Source organism: Cupriavidus sp. GW823-FHT06D04 (assembly GCF_058795055.1).
The window spans coordinates 1-19396 of the sequence record NZ_JBXAHL010000060.1 but is presented as its reverse complement, the minus strand read 5'-3'; the positions used below and the strand labels follow the sequence as shown (position 1 = coordinate 19396).

Below are 19396 nucleotides of genomic sequence, written 5' to 3'. Positions count from 1 at the left end.
GGCGTACGTTTTGAGGTTGTCCCGGCCCCGTCACTCGTCTAGACTGGATTTCACCTGTCCAAGAGATCGGTACGTAACCTGGCTTGGCGAATGCGCGGCGATGAGGTTGCCGATCCGGTACTTTTGCGGTGATCTGCAGGGAGACCAGCGATGTTGCCCACGCCCACTTCAGAGAGAGCGCTGTCCCGCGGACTACTTGATGTGCTGATCCGCGCCGGGCTGATCGCGGTGCTGGCAATCTTCTGCTTCCAGATATTCCGCCCCTTCCTCGATCTCATTGTCTGGTCCGTGATCCTGGCGGTGACCATCTACCCGCTGCAGGTCAGGCTCAGGCGCAGGCTGGGCAACAAGGACGGCCGCGCCGCCACGCTGATCGTGCTGGCCGCCATCGCCATCATTGCGCTGCCAGCCTACCTGCTGGGTGCCGCCATGGTCGATTCGATGGAGAATGCGATCGCCATCGTCAAGAGCGAAGGCATTCATATTCCGCCACCGCATGAGTCGGTCGCCAGCTGGCCGCTGGTTGGCCAGCGCCTGTATGACCTCTGGCTGTATGCCGCCTCGGACCTGGCCAGCTTGGTGCAGACGCTGGCGCCTCAGATCAAGGAAATCAGCCTGGCCGTGCTGGCCGCAGCCGCCGGCATCGGCAAGGGGCTGCTGATCTTCGTCTTCGCGCTGATTATCGGGGGCATCTTCATGGCCTACGGCGAGGCCGGCAACCGTAGCGCCGTGCAGATTGCCTCGCGCATTTTCGGCCCGGAGCGGGGCCCGCGCATCGCCACGCTATGCACGGCGACCATCCGCGCGGTGGCGCAGGGGGTGGTCGGCATCGCCTTCATCCAGATGCTGCTGATCGGCATAGGCTTTGTGATCAAGGGGGTTCCTGCCGCGGGCGTGCTGGCCATGGCCGTGCTGCTGCTGGGCATCGCGCAGTTGCCGGCCACGCTGATCACCGTGCCAGTGATCATCTATGTCTTTGCCACGGAAGGTGCCAGCGTTGCCACTATTGTCTTCGCCATCTATGTCTTCGTGGCGGGACTGGCCGACAACGTGCTCAAGCCACTGCTGCTCGGGCGTGGCGTCGATGTGCCGATGCCGGTGGTGCTGATCGGTGCCCTGGGCGGCATGGTGACCGGCGGCGTGATCGGCCTGTTCATCGGCCCGGTGGTGCTCGCGGTCGGGTATCAGCTGTTCTGGCAATGGGTGGAAGACCCGCCGCCGCACGCGGATCCCGGCAACCAGCAACAGACCTGAAGTGGTCCGGGCCGCCCATGTCGCGCTGGAATCCTCCGTTGCGCGCATTGCTGGCCGGCGCCTGCTGCCTTGGCGGCTGCGCGCGCCTGGGGCCGGATTTCCAGCCGCAGCATGAACCCTGGATGCAGCAGTGGCACAGCCCGGCGCTTGAGCAGGCGACCGGGCAGCGGGCCCAGCCCGACATCCGCGAGTGGTGGCAGGTCTTTGCCGACCCGACCCTCGAACGCCTGATCGCCGAAGCCGACGCGCACAATGCCAGCCTGCGGATTGCCGGCCTGCGCGTGATGGAAGCGCGGGCCCAACTGGGCATTGCCCAGAGCGGGCGATTCCCGCAACTGCAGCAGGCCAGTGCCGATGCCCTGTACACGGATCGCCGGCAGGCCGGAGGCCTCAACCCGCAGAATAGCCGCTTCTGGCAATACAGCGCGGGCTTCGACATCGGCTGGGAACTTGATTTCTGGGGCCGCTTCAGCCGCGCCATCGAATCCGCCGATGCAGCCTATTTTGCCGCCCGCGCCAACCGCGACGATGTGCTGGTGCTGCTGCGTGCCCAGGTGGCTGACACCTACTTTGCGCTGCGCACGGCCGAGGCACGGCTGCGCATCGCCCGCGAAAACGCGGCGCTGCAAAAGCGCAGCCTTGAAATCACCGAGCGGCTGTTCAAGAGCGGCGAGACCGACGAGCTCGACCTGCAGCAAGCGAAGACGCAGTACCTGGGCACCCTGAGCAGCATCCCTGAATTTGAAAGCCAGATCATGCGCACCCGCAATGCCCTGGCGGTGCTGATAGGCCGCCCGCCGGGCCCGTTGCCGGAACTGCCGGAGCTGGCAGGCAAGGAAGGGGTGATTCCACTGATCGATCGCGCGGTACTGCAGGACGTGCCCGCCAGCCTGCTGTTGCGCCGTCCGGATATCCGCGCCGCCGAGCTGCAGATTGCCGCGCAATCGGCGCTGATCGGCGTGGCCGAAGCCGATCTCTATCCGTCGCTGACGCTGCTGGGCAGCATTGTCTGGTCCGCCAGCACGCTGGCCGGCACGCCCAACAGCCTGGCCCTGATCGGCGGCCCCAGCCTGCGCTGGAACGTGTTCGACTACGGCCGCATCAAGAACACCGTGCGCGTGCAGGACGCCCGCCTGCAGCAGCTGATCGTCGCCTACCAGGATGCCGTGCGGCAGGCCGCGCGCGAGGCCGACGATGCCGCCAGTGCGCTGATCAAGGCGCTGGAACGCGAGCAGATCCTGCGCGACACCGCGCTGGCCGCCAGGCGTTCGCTGACGCTGGCCAACGCGCTCTACCGCGAAGGCTACTCGGACTTCCAGCGCGTACTGGATTCCCAGCGTGCGCTGGCCACCCAGCAGGACACCTACCTGGTCAACCGCAGCAATGCCGTCAGCAACCTGATCGCCTTGTACAAGGCGCTTGGCGGCGGCTGGCACAGCGAGCAGCCACTGGTGGATCCGGCCACCCGTCAGCAGATGCAGCAACGCACCGACTGGGGGACGCTGCTGGATGAGCCAGGCCCACCGTCCGCCGGTGCCAGCCTCCCTGTGAAGCAGAGGTAGATCTCCCTGAACGAGAGCCGATGAGCGACGCCCCGCAACCCCCCGCAGCCCCAGCGCCCGGTGCACCGCCGCCCGCCGCCGACCCGGCAAGGAAGGGCGTGCGCTGGGTGATCCTGCTGATCGTCATCAGCCTGGTCTGGTACCTGCTGGCCGACCGCCTGACCCCGTACACGCAACAGGCGCGGGTACAGGCCTTCGTGGTGCCGGTCGCGGCGGAAGTGTCCGGGCGCGTGACCAAGGTGCATGTGCGCAACAACCAGGACGTTGCGGCAGGCACTGTCCTGTTCGAGGTGGATCCCCAGCACTACAAGATCGCCGTGGACCGCGCCCGCGCCGATCTGGAGTCGACACGCCGGCAGATCGGCGCCAGCACCGCGGGCATCGAATCGGCGCAGGCATCGCTGCGCGCAGCACGCGCCAACGAACTCAAGGCGCGCCAGGACAGCAGCCGCCTGGAGCGCCTGTACAGCGATGACCCCGGCACCATTTCCCTGCGCCGTCTGGAGGTGGCGCGGGCCAGCCTCGAGCAGGCTGTCAGCCAGGTCGCCGCCGCCAAGGCCGAGGTCCAGCGTGCGCGCGAACAGCAGGGGGGCAGCGAGGAAGAGAACGCCAAGCTGCGCAGCGCCGCCACGGCCCTGGAAAAGGCCGCACTGGATCTTGCCAATACGCAGGTGCGGGCGCGCGCCGCCGGGCTGGTCACCGACCTGCGCACCGATGCCGGCCAGTTTGCCGCGGCCGGCAACCCGGTCATGACGCTGATCGCGATCCACGATCTGTGGATCAGCGCGGAGATGACCGAGAACAACCTGGGCCGTGTCGAGCCCGGCACGCCGGTTGCCATCGTGCTGGATGCGCTGCCGGGCAGGATCTTCGAAGGTCGTGTGCGCAGTGTCGGCTATGGCGTCAACGTCGGCCCGAGCACGCCGCCGGGCAGCTTGCCGACGGTGCAGAACAGCCGGGACTGGCTGCGTCCGGCGCAACGCTTCCCGGTGGTGGTCGAGCTTGCCCATGGCGAACTCGCCTCGATGCGCGGTATTCGCGTGGGCGGGCAGGCCGAGGTCATGGCGTTTCCCACCCAGGGCAACCCGCTCAATCCGCTCGGCCGCGTATTCCTGTACCTGATGAGCTGGCTTTCCTATGTCTACTGACCGCCCGGCGCTGCCGTTGCCCGCGCGCGATCCACGCGCCCAGCGTTCGCTGCGCGTGGCGTGCGGCACCGCGCTGTGCCTGGCGGCCAGCTTCGGCCTGGGCCTGCCGGTCCCCATGCTCGCGCCGGTGCTCGGCGTGTTCCTGCTGGCCAGCGTCAACCAGCCGATGTCAGCCAAGGCCGGGCTGGGCCTGGTGCTGGTCGTGATGCTGACTACTGGCACCGGCCTGCTGCTGATCCCCTTGCTGCGCTACTACCCGGTCAGCGGCGTGCTGATGATCGGCCTGTGCCTGTTCCTCGCGTTTCGCTACGGACTGCGCGGCGGCAACAACCTGGTCTCGACCTTCCTGGTGATTGGCCTGACCATGATCTCGGCGGCGGGCACCTTCGATTTCGGTCTGGCGGTCACGGTCATCGGTGCCCTGGTCAAGGGACTGCTCGTCGCGGTCGTGGTGCTGGCACTTGGCCACTGGCTGTTTCCCGAACCGGCCGGAGCGCAGGCGCCGCCCGCGGCCAAGGCCCTTCCGGATGACCAGGCCGCCTGGATTGCGCTGCGCGCTGCGCTGGTGGTGATGCCGGCCTTCCTGCTGGCGCTGAACGACCCGGCCGCGTACATCCCGATCATCATGAAAGCGGTCACCCTTGGCCGGCAAAGCTGCACCACCACGGCACGCGGCGCCGGGCGCGAACTGCTTGGCTCGACCTTGTTCGGCGGCGTGCTGGCCATCCTGTTCTGGTGCGCGCTCAGCCTGTTCGTGCATTTGTGGATGTACTTCCTGTGGATGCTGCTGTTCGGCCTGCTGGTGACGCGCAAGCTGTATGGTCTCAGCCCGTCGCGGTACCCGCCAGGCTTCTGGGTGAACACTCTCGTGACGCTGATCATCCTGCTGGGCCAGTCGGTGCAGGACAGCGCGGCCGGGAAGGATGTCTATACCGCCTTCGCCGTGCGCATGGGCCTGTTTATCGGCGTCACGCTGTATGCCTGGCTGATGATCGAGTTGCTCGACCAGCCGCGCAGCGCACGACGGCACGCCCGCTAAAGAGGCCGGTCGTGCTGAGCAACCTGCTGATCGGCCTTCCCGTGATGCTGCTCTGCCTGCTGCTGCAGGCGGTCTTCGTCGCTATCTGCCTGCGCTACTACGTGCGCTTCAGGCATGCGCGGCAAGCCCGAGAATCGCTGTGGCAGGAGATCCTATTGTTGTCGGTCGTGATGATGCTGACGTTGCTCGGCAATTTCGTGCAGATGGCAATCTGGGCAGTCCTGTTCATGCTGCTGGGCGAGTTCAACGATTACGCCACCGCGCTGTATCACTCTGGCGTGAATTTCGCCACCCTGGGCTATGGAGATATCGTCATGTCCGAACCCCGGCGCCTGCTGGGGCCGCTCGAGGCGGCCAACGGCATCCTGATGTTCGGCGTCTCCACTTCGGTGATGACCGCGGCGGTGCTGGACGTGATCAAGCACAACCTTGCCGGGCTGCGGCAGGACGAAGGGCCATAGGAGTGGAGGTGTTGTAGGCATCAGCTCGGCCACGGGAGATGTCGCGCCGCGGCACACGTCACATTCCTGGGAGGGCTTTAATATCGGATGCTGAAATTTCTGAATTCCCTAATCCCTGAAAGCCGACGATGATCTCGGGCGGGGTTCGGGCAATCGCTGTATCCCGACCTCTGCGAAAACTGGCCCGTTGCGGACGACCATCAGGCTGGCTGCACTCGCCATCCAACTATCCAGGGAGACTCAGATGATTGCGCGACAGCTTTCGATTGCCAGCCTGGCGCTGGCGGCTTGCCTCGCCTCCGGAACCATTGGTGCGCAGCAACAGCAGCCGCCGATGAATGCCAAGGAAGCCAAGGTGAAGTTCTCGGAGAAGTTCAAGGCTGCGGACGCCAATCACGATGGCAAGCTGACCCGTGAGGAGGCGCAGGCGGGTATGCCGGAGGTGTACAAACAGTTTGACCAGATCGACGCCAAGAAGAAGGGCGAGGTAACCGAGAGGCAGATTGGCGCGTTCTGGGCGGCCAAGACGAAGCAACACAACACGGCCCAGAATCCGGGCGGGTTGAACTGATCTGGCGCAAGCATAGCGGGCAGGACAACGTAGCGCGGCGGGGAGGCAGGCACAGGCCTGGCCCCATCGCCGCGCTGCGTTTTCCAGTCAGGAAATCGTGTAGGTGGTACGTTCCCCGGGGTTGTACAGGTCCCTGGCCAATTGGAGGATCTGGTCCCGATGATGGTCGAAGGTGGCGAGAAGGGCGGATTCTTCCGCGGTACCCTGGTGGCTCAGGCGCAGAAGAATGTCGTCAGTGACCTGGAATGCCACTTCGCGCGCGTTGTCATAGCCCCAGAAACAAACGCAGTGCCGCGCCGCATCGTAGCTGCGGCTGGGATTGGGAAAGTTCAGTGCCATTGCAAACTCCTGTCCGGTCACGGTACGCCGTGCATGTTGGGCTTGCTGGCGCCAGCCGGTGCTGCCAGCCCTAGTATGCACCCGTTTCCCGTCAGCCGGGCATCTGTCTGCGCTGGCTGCTGCAGCGCATGACCCGCGTTCTTGGCGAAAGATATTTCTTTTGCCGGCGATTTAGCGCGTATGCTGGGGTTGCCATTATCTCCAGGCAAGCCATTCAGGAGCCCATCATGGCCAAGAGTCAACTACGCAGCAGCCGCGAAGCCAAGAAACCCAAGCAACCGAAGAAGCCATCGGTGCCGGCCTCACCCTTCAGCACGGTCCAGTTTCGCGGACACGATGAGGTCGCCAAGAAGAAGAAATGACTGAGACTGACAGCACAGGGATCATCTGGTCCCTTGTGTTCCTGGCCGTGTTGGTCGGGGTCTACGGCTACATCATCCGGGTGGGCATCCACCACAAGCCGGTGTTCGGCATCGCGAAGCATTCGCTTCGGTACTGGTGGCACCGGCTGGTCCACGTGACCAGGTAAGCCAACGCAACGCCGGCCAGTCAGGCCGGTGCGGGCAAGATTTGCGGTTTTGCCGCACAATACAGCCTGCGCGCCGCACAGGAGCACGCTGGATCGATCAGAGGCGAGGGCACTGACCTCACCCGTCAGCGGGCGGCATTTTGTTGAACATCCTGCAATCCTGTACATGGCCGCCCCACATGCACATTCCGCCGCGGATCCCGTCCGCGGCGCAGATACTTCCTTTTCTTCCCGCGATCACCATTCATCCGGCCGCCTGCCGCTGCTGGCGCTTGGCGTCGGCAGCTTCGGCATCGGCACCGGCGAGTTCGTCATTATGGGTTTGCTGCCCGATGCCGCCAGCGACCTCGCCATTTCCATCCCGCAAGCCGGCCACCTGATCAGCGCCTATGCGCTGGGCGTGGTCATCGGCGCGCCGCTGCTGGCGGTGCTGGGCGCGCGCTGGCCGCGGCGCAACCTGCTGATCGCGCTGATGGCGGTGTTTGCCGCCGGGAATATTGCCAGCGCGCTGGCACCTTCCTATCTGTCGATGATGGTGGCGCGCCTGCTCACGGGCTTTCCGCATGGCACCTACTTCGGCGTGGCGGCGCTGGTGGCCGCCAGCCTGGTCCCGCGCGAGCGGCGCGCACAGGCGGTGGGGCTTGTGATGCTGGGCCTGACCATTGCCACGCTGGTAGGTGTGCCGATCGCGGCCACGGTCGGCACCTGGCTGGGCTGGCGCTCGGCCTTCCTGATCGTCGGTGCCCTCGGCGCGCTGACGGCGCTGCTGGTATGGCGCTGGGTGCCGTTCGTGCCGGCCGACCGGCGTGCCAGCCCGCTGCGCGAGCTGTCGGCACTCAAGCACAAGCAGGTGTGGCTGACACTGGGCATCGGCGCGATCGGCTTTGGCGGCATGTTCTCGGTGTTCAGCTATATCAAGCCGACCATGCTGGAGCTGGCGCATATGCCGGCGGCGGGTATCCCGGTGGTGCTGGCCCTGTTCGGCATCGGCACGGTGGCGGGCAACCTTGCCGGCGCGAAGCTGGCCGACAAGGCCTTGATGCCGACCATCGGCGGCGTGCTGGTGTGGGCGGCGCTGGTGCTGGGCGCCTTCACCTTTACCGCGTCGCATCCCTGGCTGGGGGCCATCAATGTGCTGCTGGTGGGCACCACGGTGGCGCTGGGCCCCGCCTTGCAGATCCGGCTGATGGATGTCGCCGGCGACGCGCAGACGCTGGCCGCGGCCCTCAACCACTCGGCCTTCAACATGGCCAACGCGCTCGGTGCGTGGCTGGGCGGGGTGACCATCGCCGCCGGCTACGGCTGGGAGTCCACCGGCTGGGTGGGCCTGCTGCTGGCGCTGGGCGGCCTGGTGGTCTATGCGTGGTCGATGCTGAGCATGGGCCGGCAGGGCGCGCCCGCCGCGGCGCAGGCGTGATGCAGGCGGACCTGGTCCGCGCACAGGTCCGCAAGGAACAAAAAAGGGGTGCCTCATCGGGCACCCCTTTTTCATCCCCGCTGGCGGGACTGGCTTACTCTGCGTCCGCGACGCTTGCGCCGACCACGTTGAAGCCGCCGTCGACATAGGTGATCTCACCGGTCACGCCACTGGCCAGGTCGGACAGCAGGAAGGCGGCCACGTTGCCGACTTCTTCGATGGTGACGTTGCGGCGCAGCGGCGCGACGTCTTCGAAGTGGCCGAGCAGCTTGCCGAAGCCCTTGATGCCCGAGGCGGCCAGGGTCTTGATCGGGCCGGCGGAGATGCCGTTGGCGCGGATGCCGCGCGGGCCGACCGACGAGGCCAGGTAGCGCACGCTGGCTTCCAGCGAGGCCTTGGCCAGGCCCATGGTGTTGTAGTTGGGGACCACGCGCTCGGCACCCAGGTAGGTCAGCGTCAGCAACGAGGCCTTGTCCGACAGCAGCGGCAGCGCGGCCTTGGCCAGCGCCGGGAAGCTGTATGCGGAAATGTCGTGGGCGATGCGGAAACCTTCGCGCGACAGGCCTTCCAGGAAATCACCGGCGATGGCGTCGCGCGGCGCGAAGCCGATCGAGTGCACCAGCCCGTCGAACTTCTCCCAGCGCTGGCCCAGCGCGGCGAAGGTCGCGGCGATCTGCTCGTCGCTGCCGACGTCGCACTCGAATACCAGGTCAGTGCCGAATTCCTTGGCAAAGTCGCTGATCCGGTCCTTGAACCGTTCGCCGACATAGGTGAAGGCCAGTTCGGCACCTTCGCGTTTGCACGCCGATGCGATGCCATAGGCGATCGACCGGTTAGAGAGCAAGCCGGTGATCAGGATCCGCTTACCTGCCAGAAATCCCATAAATTCTCCAAGGTGGTGTATCAGGCACGCTTCGTGCGTCCGCCGTGCGGCCGTGCGCGTGCCTTTGCTGTCCTGCGGCCGTTTTTATTGCGCCGCGCAGAGGGAATGTCCGGATGGCTGGCGCCACCCCCGACGCATGTAAAATTGTCTCATACTTGGCCCGGCCGCAGAATGCCGGGCCCCCACAGGTCATAGTGGAGGAATCCAACGGGATGCCTATTCAAGCACGTTGGCCGCTTCAGGCGGCATGGCAGTGCTTCCGGCGGGATGCGGTACTGCGCGGTTGGGTCGCAAGCGGGCTGGCGATGGCGCTGGCGACGGGGGTCTCTCTCTTATCCAGTCCGGCGCTGGCGGCGCATGGCTTCGCGCTGCACGGGGACCTGAAGTACCAGGCGGATTTCCGGCAATTCGACTATGCCAACCCCGATGCACCCGCCGGCGGCACGCTGACACTCGCCAATCCCGACCGGCGCACCAGTTTCGACAAGTTCAATCCGTTCACGCTGAAGGGCACGTCAGCGCCCGGCCTGAACGCGCTGATGTTCGAGTCGCTGCTGATCAGCAGCGCCGACGAGAGCGCCAGCGCCTATGGCTTGCTCGCCGAGGACATCACGGTAGCGCCGGACGAATTGTCGGTCACGTTCACCATCCGGCCACAGGCGCGCTTCACCAATGGCGACCCGGTGCTGGCGTCGGATGTCAAATATTCTTATGACATGCTGATGAGCAAGGCCTCGAGCCCGGGCTACCGCAGCATGTGTACCGATGTGAAGGCGGTGATCGTCGCCGGCGAGCGCACGGTGCGTTTCGAATTCAAGCAGCGCAACCGCGAACTGCCGCTGATCGTCGGCTCGCTGCCGGTGTTCTCGAAGAAATGGACGGCCAAGGTCCCGTTCGAGAAGCTGACCTTCGAGCCGCCGGTCACCAGCGGCCCCTACCTGATCGAGCGCTATGACGCCGGCCGCGGCATCATCTTCCAGCGCGACCCGAAGTACTGGGGCAAGGATCTCGCGGTGCGCCGCGGCACCTTCAATTTCGCGCGCGTGGCCTACCGCCTATACAAGGACGAGACCGCCAAGCTCGAGGCCTTCAAGGCAGGGGAGTTCGACGCCATCGTCGAATACAAGGCCAAGAACTGGGCCAAGAGCTACCAGGGCACCCGTTTTCGCAACGGCGAGCTGCTGAAGACCGAGTTCCCGCACCGCAACGGTGCCGGCATGCAGGGCTTCGTGATGAATATGCGCAAGCCGGTGTTCCAGGACGTGCGCGTGCGCCAGGCCCTGATCCTTGCGCTCGACTTCGAATGGCTGAACCGGCAGTTGTTCTACGGCGCCTACAAGCGGCTGGACAGCTGGTTTTCCAACAGCGAACTGGCCGCCAGCGCCACCTTCGACGGCCGCCCCGGCCCGGGCGAGATGGCGCTGCTTGAGCCGCTGCGCGCGGAATTGCCGCCAGAGGTGTTCGGCCCGGACGTGGTCCAGCCCAGCACCGCGGCGCCGCGTTCGCTGCGCGACAACCTGCGCGAGGCACGACGCCTGCTGGCCCAGGCCGGCTGGACCTATACGGATGGCGCACTGCGCAACGCCAAGGGCGAGACGCTGGTGTTCGAGTTCCTTGACGATGGCGGCGCCATGAGCCGCGTCATCACCACCTATGTGCGCAACCTGGAGAAGCTCGGCATCCAGGTGAACCAGCGCACCACGGACTTTGCCTTGTACCAGAAGCGGCTGGAGGATTTTGACTTCGACATGGTGTCGATCCGCTTCCCGGACTCGCAAAGCCCCGGCAACGAACTGCGCGACCGCTTCTCCAGCGAGGCGGCCGGCACGCCGGGCTCGGACAACCTGTTCGGGCTGAAGTCGCCCGTGGTCGACAAGCTGGTGGACAACGTGCTGCACTCCCATACCCGGCAGGAGCTGGTCACCGCCGGGCGGGCGCTGGACCGGGTGCTGATGCATGGCTACTACATCGTGCCGAACTGGTACAGCGCATCGCACCGGGTGTCATACCGCAAGACGCTGGCCTACCCGGAGCGCCTTCCGTATTACTACACGGCCGAAGGCTGGATCCTGAGCCACTGGTGGCGCACGGACCTGCAGGCGCAGGCGCGCTGACGCGCCCCGCCGCGACCAAGACAAGGATGAGGACCGGCTGATGCTTGCCTACCTGCTCAAGCGCATTCTGCTGATGATCCCGACGCTGATCGGGGTCATCACGCTGACCTTCGTGGTGATCCAGTTCGTGCCGGGCGGCCCGGTCGAACAGATGATGATGGAACTGAAAGGGCGGGGCGGCGCCGGCGAAGCCAGCGGCGGCGGTGCCGAATACCGCGGGCGCCGCGGCGTCGACCCCGAGAAGATCAAGGAGATCCAGGCCCTATACGGCTTCGACAAGCCGCCGCTGGAGCGCTACTTCCTGATGCTCAAGCGCTTTGCCCGGTTCGACCTGGGCCAGAGCTATTTCCAGCACCGCAGCGTGTGGGAGCTGGTCAAGTCCAAGCTGCCGGTGTCGGTCAGCCTGGGTTTGTGGACCTTCTTCCTGACCTACCTGATATCGGTGCCGCTGGGCATCTCCAAGGCCATCCGCGCGGGCAGCCGCTTTGACGTCGTGACCAGCATCATCGTGCTGGTGGGTTATGCCATCCCCGGCTTCGTGCTGGGCGTGCTGTTGCTGGTGCTGTTCGGCGGCGGCACCTTCGTGCAGTGGTTCCCGCTGCGCGGTCTGACCTCCGACAACTGGGAGCAGCTCTCGCTGATGGGCAAGGTGATGGACTACCTGTGGCACCTGGTGCTGCCGATCACGGCATCGGTGGTGGGCAGCTTCGCGGTGGTCACCATGCTGACCAAAAATGCCTTCCTCGAGGAAATCCGCAAGCAATACGTGCTGACCGCACGCGCCAAGGGCCTGGGCGAGCGCCGCGTGCTGTGGAAGCATGTGTTCCGCAACGCGCTGATCCCGCTGGTGACGGGTTTCCCGGCCGCGTTCATCGGTGCCTTCTTCACCGGCTCGCTGCTGATCGAAACGCTGTTCTCGCTGGACGGGCTGGGCTTGCTGTCCTATGAGGCGGTGCTGCGGCGCGACTATCCGGTGGTGCTGGGCACGCTCTACCTGTTCACGCTGATCGGGCTGGTCACGCGCCTGATCTCCGATGTCTGCTACGTGCTGGTGGACCCGCGCATCCATTTCGAGGGCTTGCACCGATGAAACTGTTCACGCACGCGGCCCCCAACGGGCTGCCGCATTCGCCCTCGCCGCGCCAGCGCGCCTGGCAGCGCTTTCGCCGCAACAGGCGCGGCTACTGGAGCCTGGTGATCTTCGTGGTCATCTTCGTGCTGAGCCTGGGCGCCGAGCTGCTGTCCAGCAACCGGCCGCTGGTGGTGCACTACAAGGGCGAGTGGTATTTCCCCATCGTCAAGGTCTACCCGGAAACCACCTTCGACGGCGATTTCGCCACGCCCGCGGACTACCTCGATCCGTATATCCGCGACCGCATCACCACCAACGGCAACTTCGCGGTGTTCCCGCTGAATCATTATTCGTACGACTCGCTCAACTACTTTGCCAAGGAGCCCAACCCGGCGCCGCCGTCGGCAGAGAACTGGCTGGGTACCGACGACCGCGGCCGCGACATCCTGGCCCGGCTGCTGTACGGCTTCCGCGTGTCGGTGCTGTTCGGCATGGCGCTGACCGTGATCGGGGTGCTGGTGGGCACGCTGACCGGGGCGCTGATGGGCTTTTTCGGCGGGCGCTTCGACCTGTTCTCGCAGCGTGCCATCGAGATCTGGAGCTCGATGCCGGAGCTGTATCTGCTGATCATCTTTGCCTCGATCTTCGAGCCCAGCCTGGCGCTGCTGATCATCCTGCTGTCGCTGTTCGGCTGGATGGGCCTGTCCGACTACGTGCGCGCCGAGTTCTACCGCAACCGCTCGCTCGACTACGTCAAGGCGGCGCGCGCGCTGGGCCTGTCCAATGTGCAGATCATGTGGCGCCATATCCTGCCCAACAGCCTGACCCCGGTGATCACCTTCCTGCCGTTCCGCATGAGCGCCGCCATCCTGGCGCTGACCAGCCTGGATTTCCTCGGCATGGGCGTGCCGCCCACCACGCCCAGCCTGGGCGAACTGCTGGCGCAGGGCAAGGCCAACCTGGATGCGTGGTGGATTTCGCTGTCGACCTTCGCGGTGCTGGTGGTCACGCTGCTGCTGCTGACCTTCATGGGCGACGCGCTGCGCGATGCCTTCGATACCCGCCTGGGCCTGGCGGCGCTGCGCGGCCGGGTCGAACCCAAGATCCCGGCCGGCGCGCCAACCGGGGCAGCACCGGAGGCCACGCCATGACCGCGGTGTCTCCCGTGATCCAGCCGGCCGTGGCGCCGGCCGCGGCGCCGGCACCCGGTTCCACGCTGATGTGCGTCGACAAGCTTTCTGTCACCTTCGGCCACGGCGAGCACGCCACCCGTGCCGTGCGCGAAGTCAGCTTCGACCTGCGCGCGGGCGAGCGCTACGCGCTGGTGGGCGAGTCGGGCTCGGGCAAGACCGTGACCGCGCTGGCGATGCTGCGGCTGGTGGAGGACGCCTACTACGACGGCGCCATCCGCTTCGAGGGCAAGGACCTGCTGGCGGTGTCGGACCGCGAGATGCGCGGCATCCGCGGCGCCGAGATCGCGATGATCTTCCAGGAGCCGATGACGGCGCTCAACCCGCTGTACACCATCGGCAACCAGATCGTCGAGACTCTGGCGCTGCACGAGGGCCTGGACCGCCGCGCCGCGCGCGAGCGCGCCATCGCGCTGCTGGAGCGCACCGGCATCAGCGACGCCGCGCACCGCTTCGACAGCTTTCCGCACCAGCTCTCGGGCGGCCAGCGCCAGCGCGCCATGATCGCCATGGCGCTGGCCTGTCGCCCCAAGCTGCTGCTGGCCGACGAGCCGACCACGGCGCTGGACGTGACCATCCGCGCCCAGATCATGGACCTGCTGCGCGACCTGCAGGCCGAGTTCGGCATGGCGGTGATGCTGATCACCCATGACCTCAACCTGGTGCGTTCCTTTGCCCAGCGCGTGGGCGTGATGGAGAAGGGCGTGCTGGTCGAGACCGGCGAGACCGCGCAGGTGTTTGCCGCCCCCCAGCACCCCTACACCCGCAAGCTGATCGACAGCCGCCCCAGGCGCGAGGTGCTGCCGCTGGTGCCGCTGGCGCCGGTGCTGCTGGAAGCGCGCAAGCTGAGCGTCAACTACGCGCGCAAGCGCCGCGGGCTGGCCGGCTGGTTCGGCAAGGACCAGTTCGCGGCGGTCAAGGACGTGGACTTCCAGCTGCGCGAGGGCGAGACCGTCGGCATCGTCGGCGAGTCCGGTTCGGGCAAGACCACGCTGGCGCATACCGTGCTCGCGCTGCAGCGCAAGAGCGGCGGCACCATCCATTTCCTGGGCCGCAGCTTCGACACCGCCACGCGCGACGATCGCCGCCAGTTGCGCGCGCGCATGCAGGTGGTGTTTCAGGACCCGTTCGGCTCGCTGGCGCCACGCATGACCATCGAGCAGATCGTCGGCGAAGGCCTAGCGCTGCACCAGCCCGGCCTGTCGCGCGAGGGCACGCGCCAGCGCGTGATCGAAGCCCTGCGCGAGGTCGGCCTGGACCGTACCGCGCTGGGCCGCTATCCACATGAATTCTCGGGCGGGCAGCGGCAGCGCATCGCCATTGCCCGGGTGCTGATCCTCAAGCCGCAGATCCTGGTGCTGGACGAGCCCACCTCGGCCCTGGACGTGTCGATCCAGCAGCAGGTGCTGGCGCTGCTGTCCCAGCTGCAGCACAAGTACAACCTCACCTACCTGTTCATCAGCCATGACCTGGCGGTGATCCGTGCCATGGCGCATCGGGTTTTCGTGATGAAGGCGGGGGAGGTGGTCGAGGCCGGCGACACCGAAGCGGTGCTGGGCGCACCCCAGCACCCCTATACGCGCAAGCTGATGGCGGCGGCGCAGGTCGGCGCGGCCTGACCCGAAAATGTGCGGCGCATCAACGCCGCGGCCCCGCCTGGCTAGCATCCGGTTGCTCGGACTAATCCGACAAACAAGATGCGAAATCCCGCCTATATCGTTGATTCGCCAGTCAAATCCGGCGAATTTGTAACGAACTTTGACATGTGAATGACAACCCTTTACCATCCCGCGAGAACTAGTTTTGGGGGTGGTCCGTCCGACGCATTGGATCGTGCACGGCACGTTTGCGGTGCAAGACAGGCCAGGTAAGCCTGGTCCGGATGTTGCATAGGGTTCACCCCGCAGGTTCACAAGAATTCCTCGCGAAGTTCACGCGAATTTCACAGATACCCAGCCCGCCCCGGACTTGTGCCGGGGCTTGCTTTGGAACGATCAACGGGAGAACCAATGCAGCGATCGGTACTTCATTCCCTGGCGCGTGCCGCCGTCGGAATTGCCATTGCCTGCGGTGCGGCTGTGTCGAATGGAGTGCTGGCGGATACGGTATTCAAGGATGCCGACGCCCGTATCGATGCCTCGGCCCACGCTGCGGACTCGCATACGGAAGGCAAGCGCGGCTTGCTGTCGTCGGTGGTGAATTCCACCAGCAATGTTGCCAGCAAGGCTGGCGACCTGGTCATGAATGCGCTGGGCCTGATTGGCGTGCGTTACCGCTTCGGCGGCAACAGCCCCGAATCCGGCCTGGACTGCAGCGGCTTTGTCCGCTACGTATTCCAGGACACCTTCGGCTTCATGCTGCCGCGCCGCTCTGTCGAAATCAGCCGTGTCGGCACCACCGTGGCGGCCACCGACCTGCGTCCGGGCGACCTGGTGTTCTTTAACACCATGCGTCAGACCTTCTCGCACGTCGGCATCTATATCGGCGACAACAAGTTCGTGCATGCCCCGTCCACGGGCAGCAAGATCCGTGTCGACGACATGCGTGCAGCTTACTGGGTGACCCGCTACAACGGCGCCCGCCGCATCGAGGATGGCAAGGAGGGCGGTGCCGATGGCCTCGGCGACATGGTCGAGACGCTCAAGCGCTACGACCCCAAGGTCGCCCGCGCATCGCTGTACGGCGGCTGAGGCTTCGGCGCGCTTCAAGCAAAAAGGACTGCTGCGGCAGTCCTTTTTGCGTTGGCGAGGCGTGGCCTCCCGGGTTATTGCGCTGCGACCGTTCCGGCCGGCGTCAGGCGGGCCTGTTCCAGCTGCTGCCGCAGCGTTGCCATCACCGCCGTGGTGGCCTGTTCGCCGGCCAGTATGGCCCGGTTGCGGGCGTTGAAGTCGCTGCCGCCCATATCGGGCAGCTCGGGGCGGATCACCACGTCGGCGCGCGCCAGTGCCATCTTGTTGATCGACTGGCCCATGATCGCGGTGGTCTGCAGCAGCACGCCGCTCTGGCCGGCGTTCTTCTGCGCCGACGGGTCGGCCGAGATATTGACCGCGATGACAAAGTCCGCGCCCATGCTGCGCGCGGAATCCACCGGCACCGGCTCGACCAAGCCGCCGTCGACATAGTCGTGCCCCTGGATCGACACCGGCTGGAACACGCCGGGCACGCTGCTCGACGCGCGCACGGCCTGGCCCGTGTTGCCGCGGCGGAACAGGATCTTCTCGCCGCTCTTGAGGTCCGTGGCGACAATGCCCAGCGGCAGCTTCATGGCCTCGATCGTCCGGTTCTGCACCAGCCGGTTGATGTAGTTCTGCAGCGCCTCGCCCTTGAGCCAGCCGCCGAAGCGGGTGCCGAAGGGCAGGGCCCAGTCGGCGATGGCGGCTTCGTCCATGGTCAGCGCCAGCTTGTTCAGCTGGAAGCCATTCAGTCCGCTGGCGTAAAGCGCCGCCACGACTGCGCCGGCGCTGGTGCCAGTGACCAGGTCGGCATGGATGCCTTGCGCTTCGAGCGCCTTGATCACGCCGATATGGGCAAAGCCGCGTGCCGCGCCGCCGCCCAGCGCCAGGCCAATCTTGACGGGCCGTGGTGCGGGCGGGGTGGTGGCGAGCGGCGGCGCGGGATGCGGGCCGAACGAGCAGCCCGCCAGCAGGGCGGCCGCGGAGATGCCGAGGAAATGACGTCGTTGCATGAAGCGGGATCAGTAACCAGGTAGGACCGGCGGATACAGGGATGTGATGCGGGCGCTCCTCCATGGGGGCTGGCATCGCCTTGCCTGAATCACCGGCATCACCTCAGACCGGCGCAAGCATAAATGATTCCGCGCGGCGCCGGCACGCCGGGCGAGGCGAGGGATGCGCGTTGGTATAATGCAAGGCCTGCACATACACCAGCCTGCGCGCCGCTGCGCGCGGGCTTTCTTGTTTCTGCCCCTGACCATGACCCAACGCGTCCGCACCCGCTTTGCGCCGAGCCCGACCGGTTTTATCCACCTCGGCAATATCCGCTCAGCGCTCTATCCCTGGGCCTTCGCCCGCCGCATGCAGGGCGACTTCATCCTGCGCATCGAAGACACCGACGTTGAGCGTTCGTCGCAGGAAGCGGTTGACGTGATCCTGGAAAGCATGGCCTGGCTGGAGATGGATATCGACGAAGGCCCGTTCTACCAGATGAAGCGCATGGACCGCTATCGCGAGGTGGTGGCGCAGATGGTCGAGTCCGACCTGGCCTACCGCTGCTACATGAGCACCGAAGAACTGGACGCGCTGCGCGAAGCCCAGCGCGAGCGCGGCGAGAAGCCGCGCTACAACGGCTTCTGGCGTCCCGAGCCGGGCAAGGTCCTGCCCGAGCCGCCGGCGGGCGTCGATCCGGTGATCCGCTTCAAGAACCCGATCGGCGGCAGCGTAGTGTGGGACGACGCGGTCAAGGGCCGCATCGAGATCTCCAACGACGAGCTCGACGACCTGGTGATCGCGCGCCCGGACGGCACGCCTACCTATAACTTTTGCGTGGTGGTGGACGACCTCGACATGAAGATCACGCACGTGATCCGCGGCGACGACCACGTCAACAACACCCCGCGCCAGATCAACATCATCCGCGCGCTGGGCGGCACGCCGCCGGTCTACGCCCACCTGCCGACCGTGCTCAACGAGCAGGGCGAGAAGATGAGCAAGCGCCATGGCGCCATGGCCGTGACCGGCTACCGCGACGAGGGCTACCTGCCCGAAGCCGTGCTGAACTACCTGGCGCGCCTGGGCTGGGCCCACGGCGACGCCGAGATCTTCTCGCGCGAGCAGTTCGTTGAATGGTTCGACCTGGAGCACCTGGGCAAGTCGCCCGCCCAGTACAACCCCGAGAAGCTGGCCTGGCTGAACAACCACTACATCAAGGTCGGCGACAACCAGCGCCTGGCCACGCTGACGCAGCCGTTCATCGAGGCGCTCGGCGGCAAGGTGGAAGGGGCGGACTTGGCCGGCGTGGTGGCGCTGGTGAAGGACCGCGCCAATACGCTGAAGGAAGTCGCGCAGGCGGCGCTGCTGTTCTATCGCGGCGAGCCGCAGGCGGATGCCGCACTCAAGGCCGAGCACCTGACCCCGGAGATCCAGCCCGCGCTGGCAGCGCTGGCCACTCAGCTGGCCGCGCTGCCGGAATGGAAGCGCGAAGCCATCAACGCCACCTTCAAGGCGGTGCTGGCCGAGTTCGGCCTGAAGATGCCCAAGCTGGCCATGCCCGTGCGCCTGCTGGTGGCCGGCCAGCTGCAGACGCCGGGCATCGACGCGGTGCTGGAACTGTTCGGCCGTGACACGGTGCTGCGCCGCCTGGCGGCGGCTGCATAAAAAGTCGTGAAAAAGTCCGCGCCGGGGGCTTGCGCTCCGGGCCGGACTTGCGCATAATCTCTTTCTCCCTGCAGCGCGGTCCCTGACCAAGCGGGCTGGCTGATCCGCAAGGATCTTCGCAATCTCCGAACTGATTTTTGAAGTGACGGGAAAGCGAAAAAAAGCTGAAACGGGAGCTTGCAAAGATTAGTGGTTGATATATAATCTTGGCTTCGCTTGAAACGGTAGTTAAATCAGGCGAAAACGCAGCAAGTTGCAGTAAATGGCAGTACCATGGGGCTATAGCTCAGCTGGGAGAGCGCTTGCATGGCATGCAAGAGGTCAGCGGTTCGATCCCGCTTAGCTCCACCAAGATTTAGGTGTCATCCAGGTTTTTTCGGATGGCGCCAGACGGAACGTGTTGAAAGACAAGTTTCTGTCCCCTTCGTCTAGAGGCCTAGGACATCACCCTTTCACGGTGAGTACAGGGGTTCGAATCCCCTAG

The 19396-nt window shown here is 65.7% G+C and carries 18 protein-coding genes and 1 tRNA gene; 16 read left to right on the top strand and 3 right to left on the bottom strand.

Annotation, left to right across the window (positions count from 1 at the left end; all coding sequences use genetic code 11):
- Positions 1–150 precede the first annotated feature (150 nt).
- The 6 genes from AC1Q7H_RS37265 to AC1Q7H_RS37240 all read left to right on the top strand — a co-directional run bounded on the left by AC1Q7H_RS37265 (position 151) and on the right by AC1Q7H_RS37240 (position 6035).
- Positions 151–1254, top strand: coding sequence for an AI-2E family transporter (locus tag AC1Q7H_RS37265; protein WP_211979900.1), 1104 nt, complete (start codon positions 151–153; stop codon positions 1252–1254).
- A 17-nt stretch (positions 1255–1271) separates the two neighbouring features.
- Positions 1272–2816: an efflux transporter outer membrane subunit gene (locus AC1Q7H_RS37260; protein WP_153953647.1), complete on the top strand. Its 1545-nt coding sequence runs from the start codon at positions 1272–1274 to the stop codon at positions 2814–2816.
- A gap of 20 nt (positions 2817–2836) precedes the next feature.
- On the top strand, positions 2837–3964 hold the full coding sequence (locus tag AC1Q7H_RS37255) for an HlyD family secretion protein (RefSeq protein ID WP_013957267.1): 1128 nt from the start codon (positions 2837–2839) through the stop codon (positions 3962–3964).
- Positions 3954–5003, top strand: coding sequence for a DUF2955 domain-containing protein (locus AC1Q7H_RS37250; protein ID WP_492379729.1), 1050 nt, complete (start codon positions 3954–3956; stop codon positions 5001–5003). The genes AC1Q7H_RS37255 and AC1Q7H_RS37250 overlap by 11 nt, the downstream gene beginning before the upstream one ends.
- Before the next feature lie 11 nt (positions 5004–5014).
- Entirely contained in the window at positions 5015–5464 is a 450-nt protein-coding gene (locus AC1Q7H_RS37245; protein WP_211979898.1) for a potassium channel family protein, read from the top strand.
- A gap of 244 nt (positions 5465–5708) precedes the next feature.
- Positions 5709–6035, top strand: coding sequence for an EF-hand domain-containing protein (locus AC1Q7H_RS37240; protein ID WP_211979897.1), 327 nt, complete (start codon positions 5709–5711; stop codon positions 6033–6035).
- Between the two features lie 87 nt (positions 6036–6122).
- Here the strand turns inward: AC1Q7H_RS37240 and AC1Q7H_RS37235 are convergent, their stop codons facing one another.
- Entirely contained in the window at positions 6123–6374 is a 252-nt protein-coding gene (locus AC1Q7H_RS37235) for a DUF1488 family protein (protein ID WP_013957263.1), read from the bottom strand.
- Positions 6375–6601: 227 nt separating this feature from the next.
- Between AC1Q7H_RS37235 and AC1Q7H_RS37230 the strand changes: the two genes are divergently transcribed.
- From AC1Q7H_RS37230 to AC1Q7H_RS37220, 3 genes are all read left to right on the top strand, one after another.
- Positions 6602–6736 (top strand): hypothetical protein, encoded by a 135-nt coding sequence (locus AC1Q7H_RS37230; RefSeq protein WP_013957262.1) that lies wholly within the window; start codon positions 6602–6604, stop codon positions 6734–6736.
- On the top strand, positions 6733–6903 hold the full coding sequence (locus AC1Q7H_RS37225) for a hypothetical protein (protein ID WP_211979896.1): 171 nt from the start codon (positions 6733–6735) through the stop codon (positions 6901–6903). The genes AC1Q7H_RS37230 and AC1Q7H_RS37225 overlap by 4 nt, the downstream gene beginning before the upstream one ends.
- A gap of 166 nt (positions 6904–7069) precedes the next feature.
- Entirely contained in the window at positions 7070–8320 is a 1251-nt protein-coding gene (locus tag AC1Q7H_RS37220) for an MFS transporter (protein ID WP_211979895.1), read from the top strand.
- Between the two features lie 94 nt (positions 8321–8414).
- Here AC1Q7H_RS37220 and fabI read toward each other — a convergent pair whose 3' ends face one another.
- Positions 8415–9203, bottom strand: a complete 789-nt coding sequence (fabI, locus tag AC1Q7H_RS37215) for an enoyl-ACP reductase FabI (protein WP_013957259.1) — start codon at positions 9201–9203, stop codon at positions 8415–8417.
- A gap of 212 nt (positions 9204–9415) precedes the next feature.
- Between fabI and AC1Q7H_RS37210 the strand changes: the two genes are divergently transcribed.
- The 5 genes from AC1Q7H_RS37210 to AC1Q7H_RS37190 all read left to right on the top strand — a co-directional run bounded on the left by AC1Q7H_RS37210 (position 9416) and on the right by AC1Q7H_RS37190 (position 16269).
- Positions 9416–11317, top strand: a complete 1902-nt coding sequence (locus AC1Q7H_RS37210) for an extracellular solute-binding protein (RefSeq protein ID WP_211979894.1) — start codon at positions 9416–9418, stop codon at positions 11315–11317.
- A 40-nt stretch (positions 11318–11357) separates the two neighbouring features.
- Complete coding sequence (locus AC1Q7H_RS37205) at positions 11358–12407, top strand: microcin C ABC transporter permease YejB (protein ID WP_013957257.1); 1050 nt, start codon at positions 11358–11360, stop codon at positions 12405–12407.
- A complete protein-coding gene (locus AC1Q7H_RS37200; RefSeq protein ID WP_013957256.1) occupies positions 12404–13540 on the top strand; it encodes an ABC transporter permease in 1137 nt (378 codons plus the stop codon). Before AC1Q7H_RS37205 ends, AC1Q7H_RS37200 begins: the two co-directional genes overlap by 4 nt.
- Positions 13537–15198, top strand: a complete 1662-nt coding sequence (locus AC1Q7H_RS37195; RefSeq protein ID WP_013957255.1) for an ABC transporter ATP-binding protein — start codon at positions 13537–13539, stop codon at positions 15196–15198. The genes AC1Q7H_RS37200 and AC1Q7H_RS37195 overlap by 4 nt, the downstream gene beginning before the upstream one ends.
- A 390-nt stretch (positions 15199–15588) precedes the next feature.
- Complete coding sequence (locus AC1Q7H_RS37190; protein WP_211979893.1) at positions 15589–16269, top strand: C40 family peptidase; 681 nt, start codon at positions 15589–15591, stop codon at positions 16267–16269.
- A 74-nt stretch (positions 16270–16343) separates the two neighbouring features.
- Here the strand turns inward: AC1Q7H_RS37190 and AC1Q7H_RS37185 are convergent, their stop codons facing one another.
- On the bottom strand, positions 16344–17264 hold the full coding sequence (locus AC1Q7H_RS37185; RefSeq protein ID WP_211979892.1) for a patatin-like phospholipase family protein: 921 nt from the start codon (positions 17262–17264) through the stop codon (positions 16344–16346).
- Positions 17265–17511: 247 nt separating this feature from the next.
- On the opposite strand from AC1Q7H_RS37185, the gene gltX reads away from it, so the two are divergent.
- Both gltX and AC1Q7H_RS37175 read left to right on the top strand, forming a co-directional pair.
- Complete coding sequence (gene gltX, locus AC1Q7H_RS37180) at positions 17512–18912, top strand: glutamate--tRNA ligase (RefSeq protein WP_211979891.1); 1401 nt, start codon at positions 17512–17514, stop codon at positions 18910–18912.
- Positions 18913–19187: 275 nt separating this feature from the next.
- Positions 19188–19263: transfer RNA gene (locus tag AC1Q7H_RS37175), tRNA-Ala, on the top strand.
- The last annotated feature ends 133 nt before the right edge of the window (positions 19264–19396 follow it).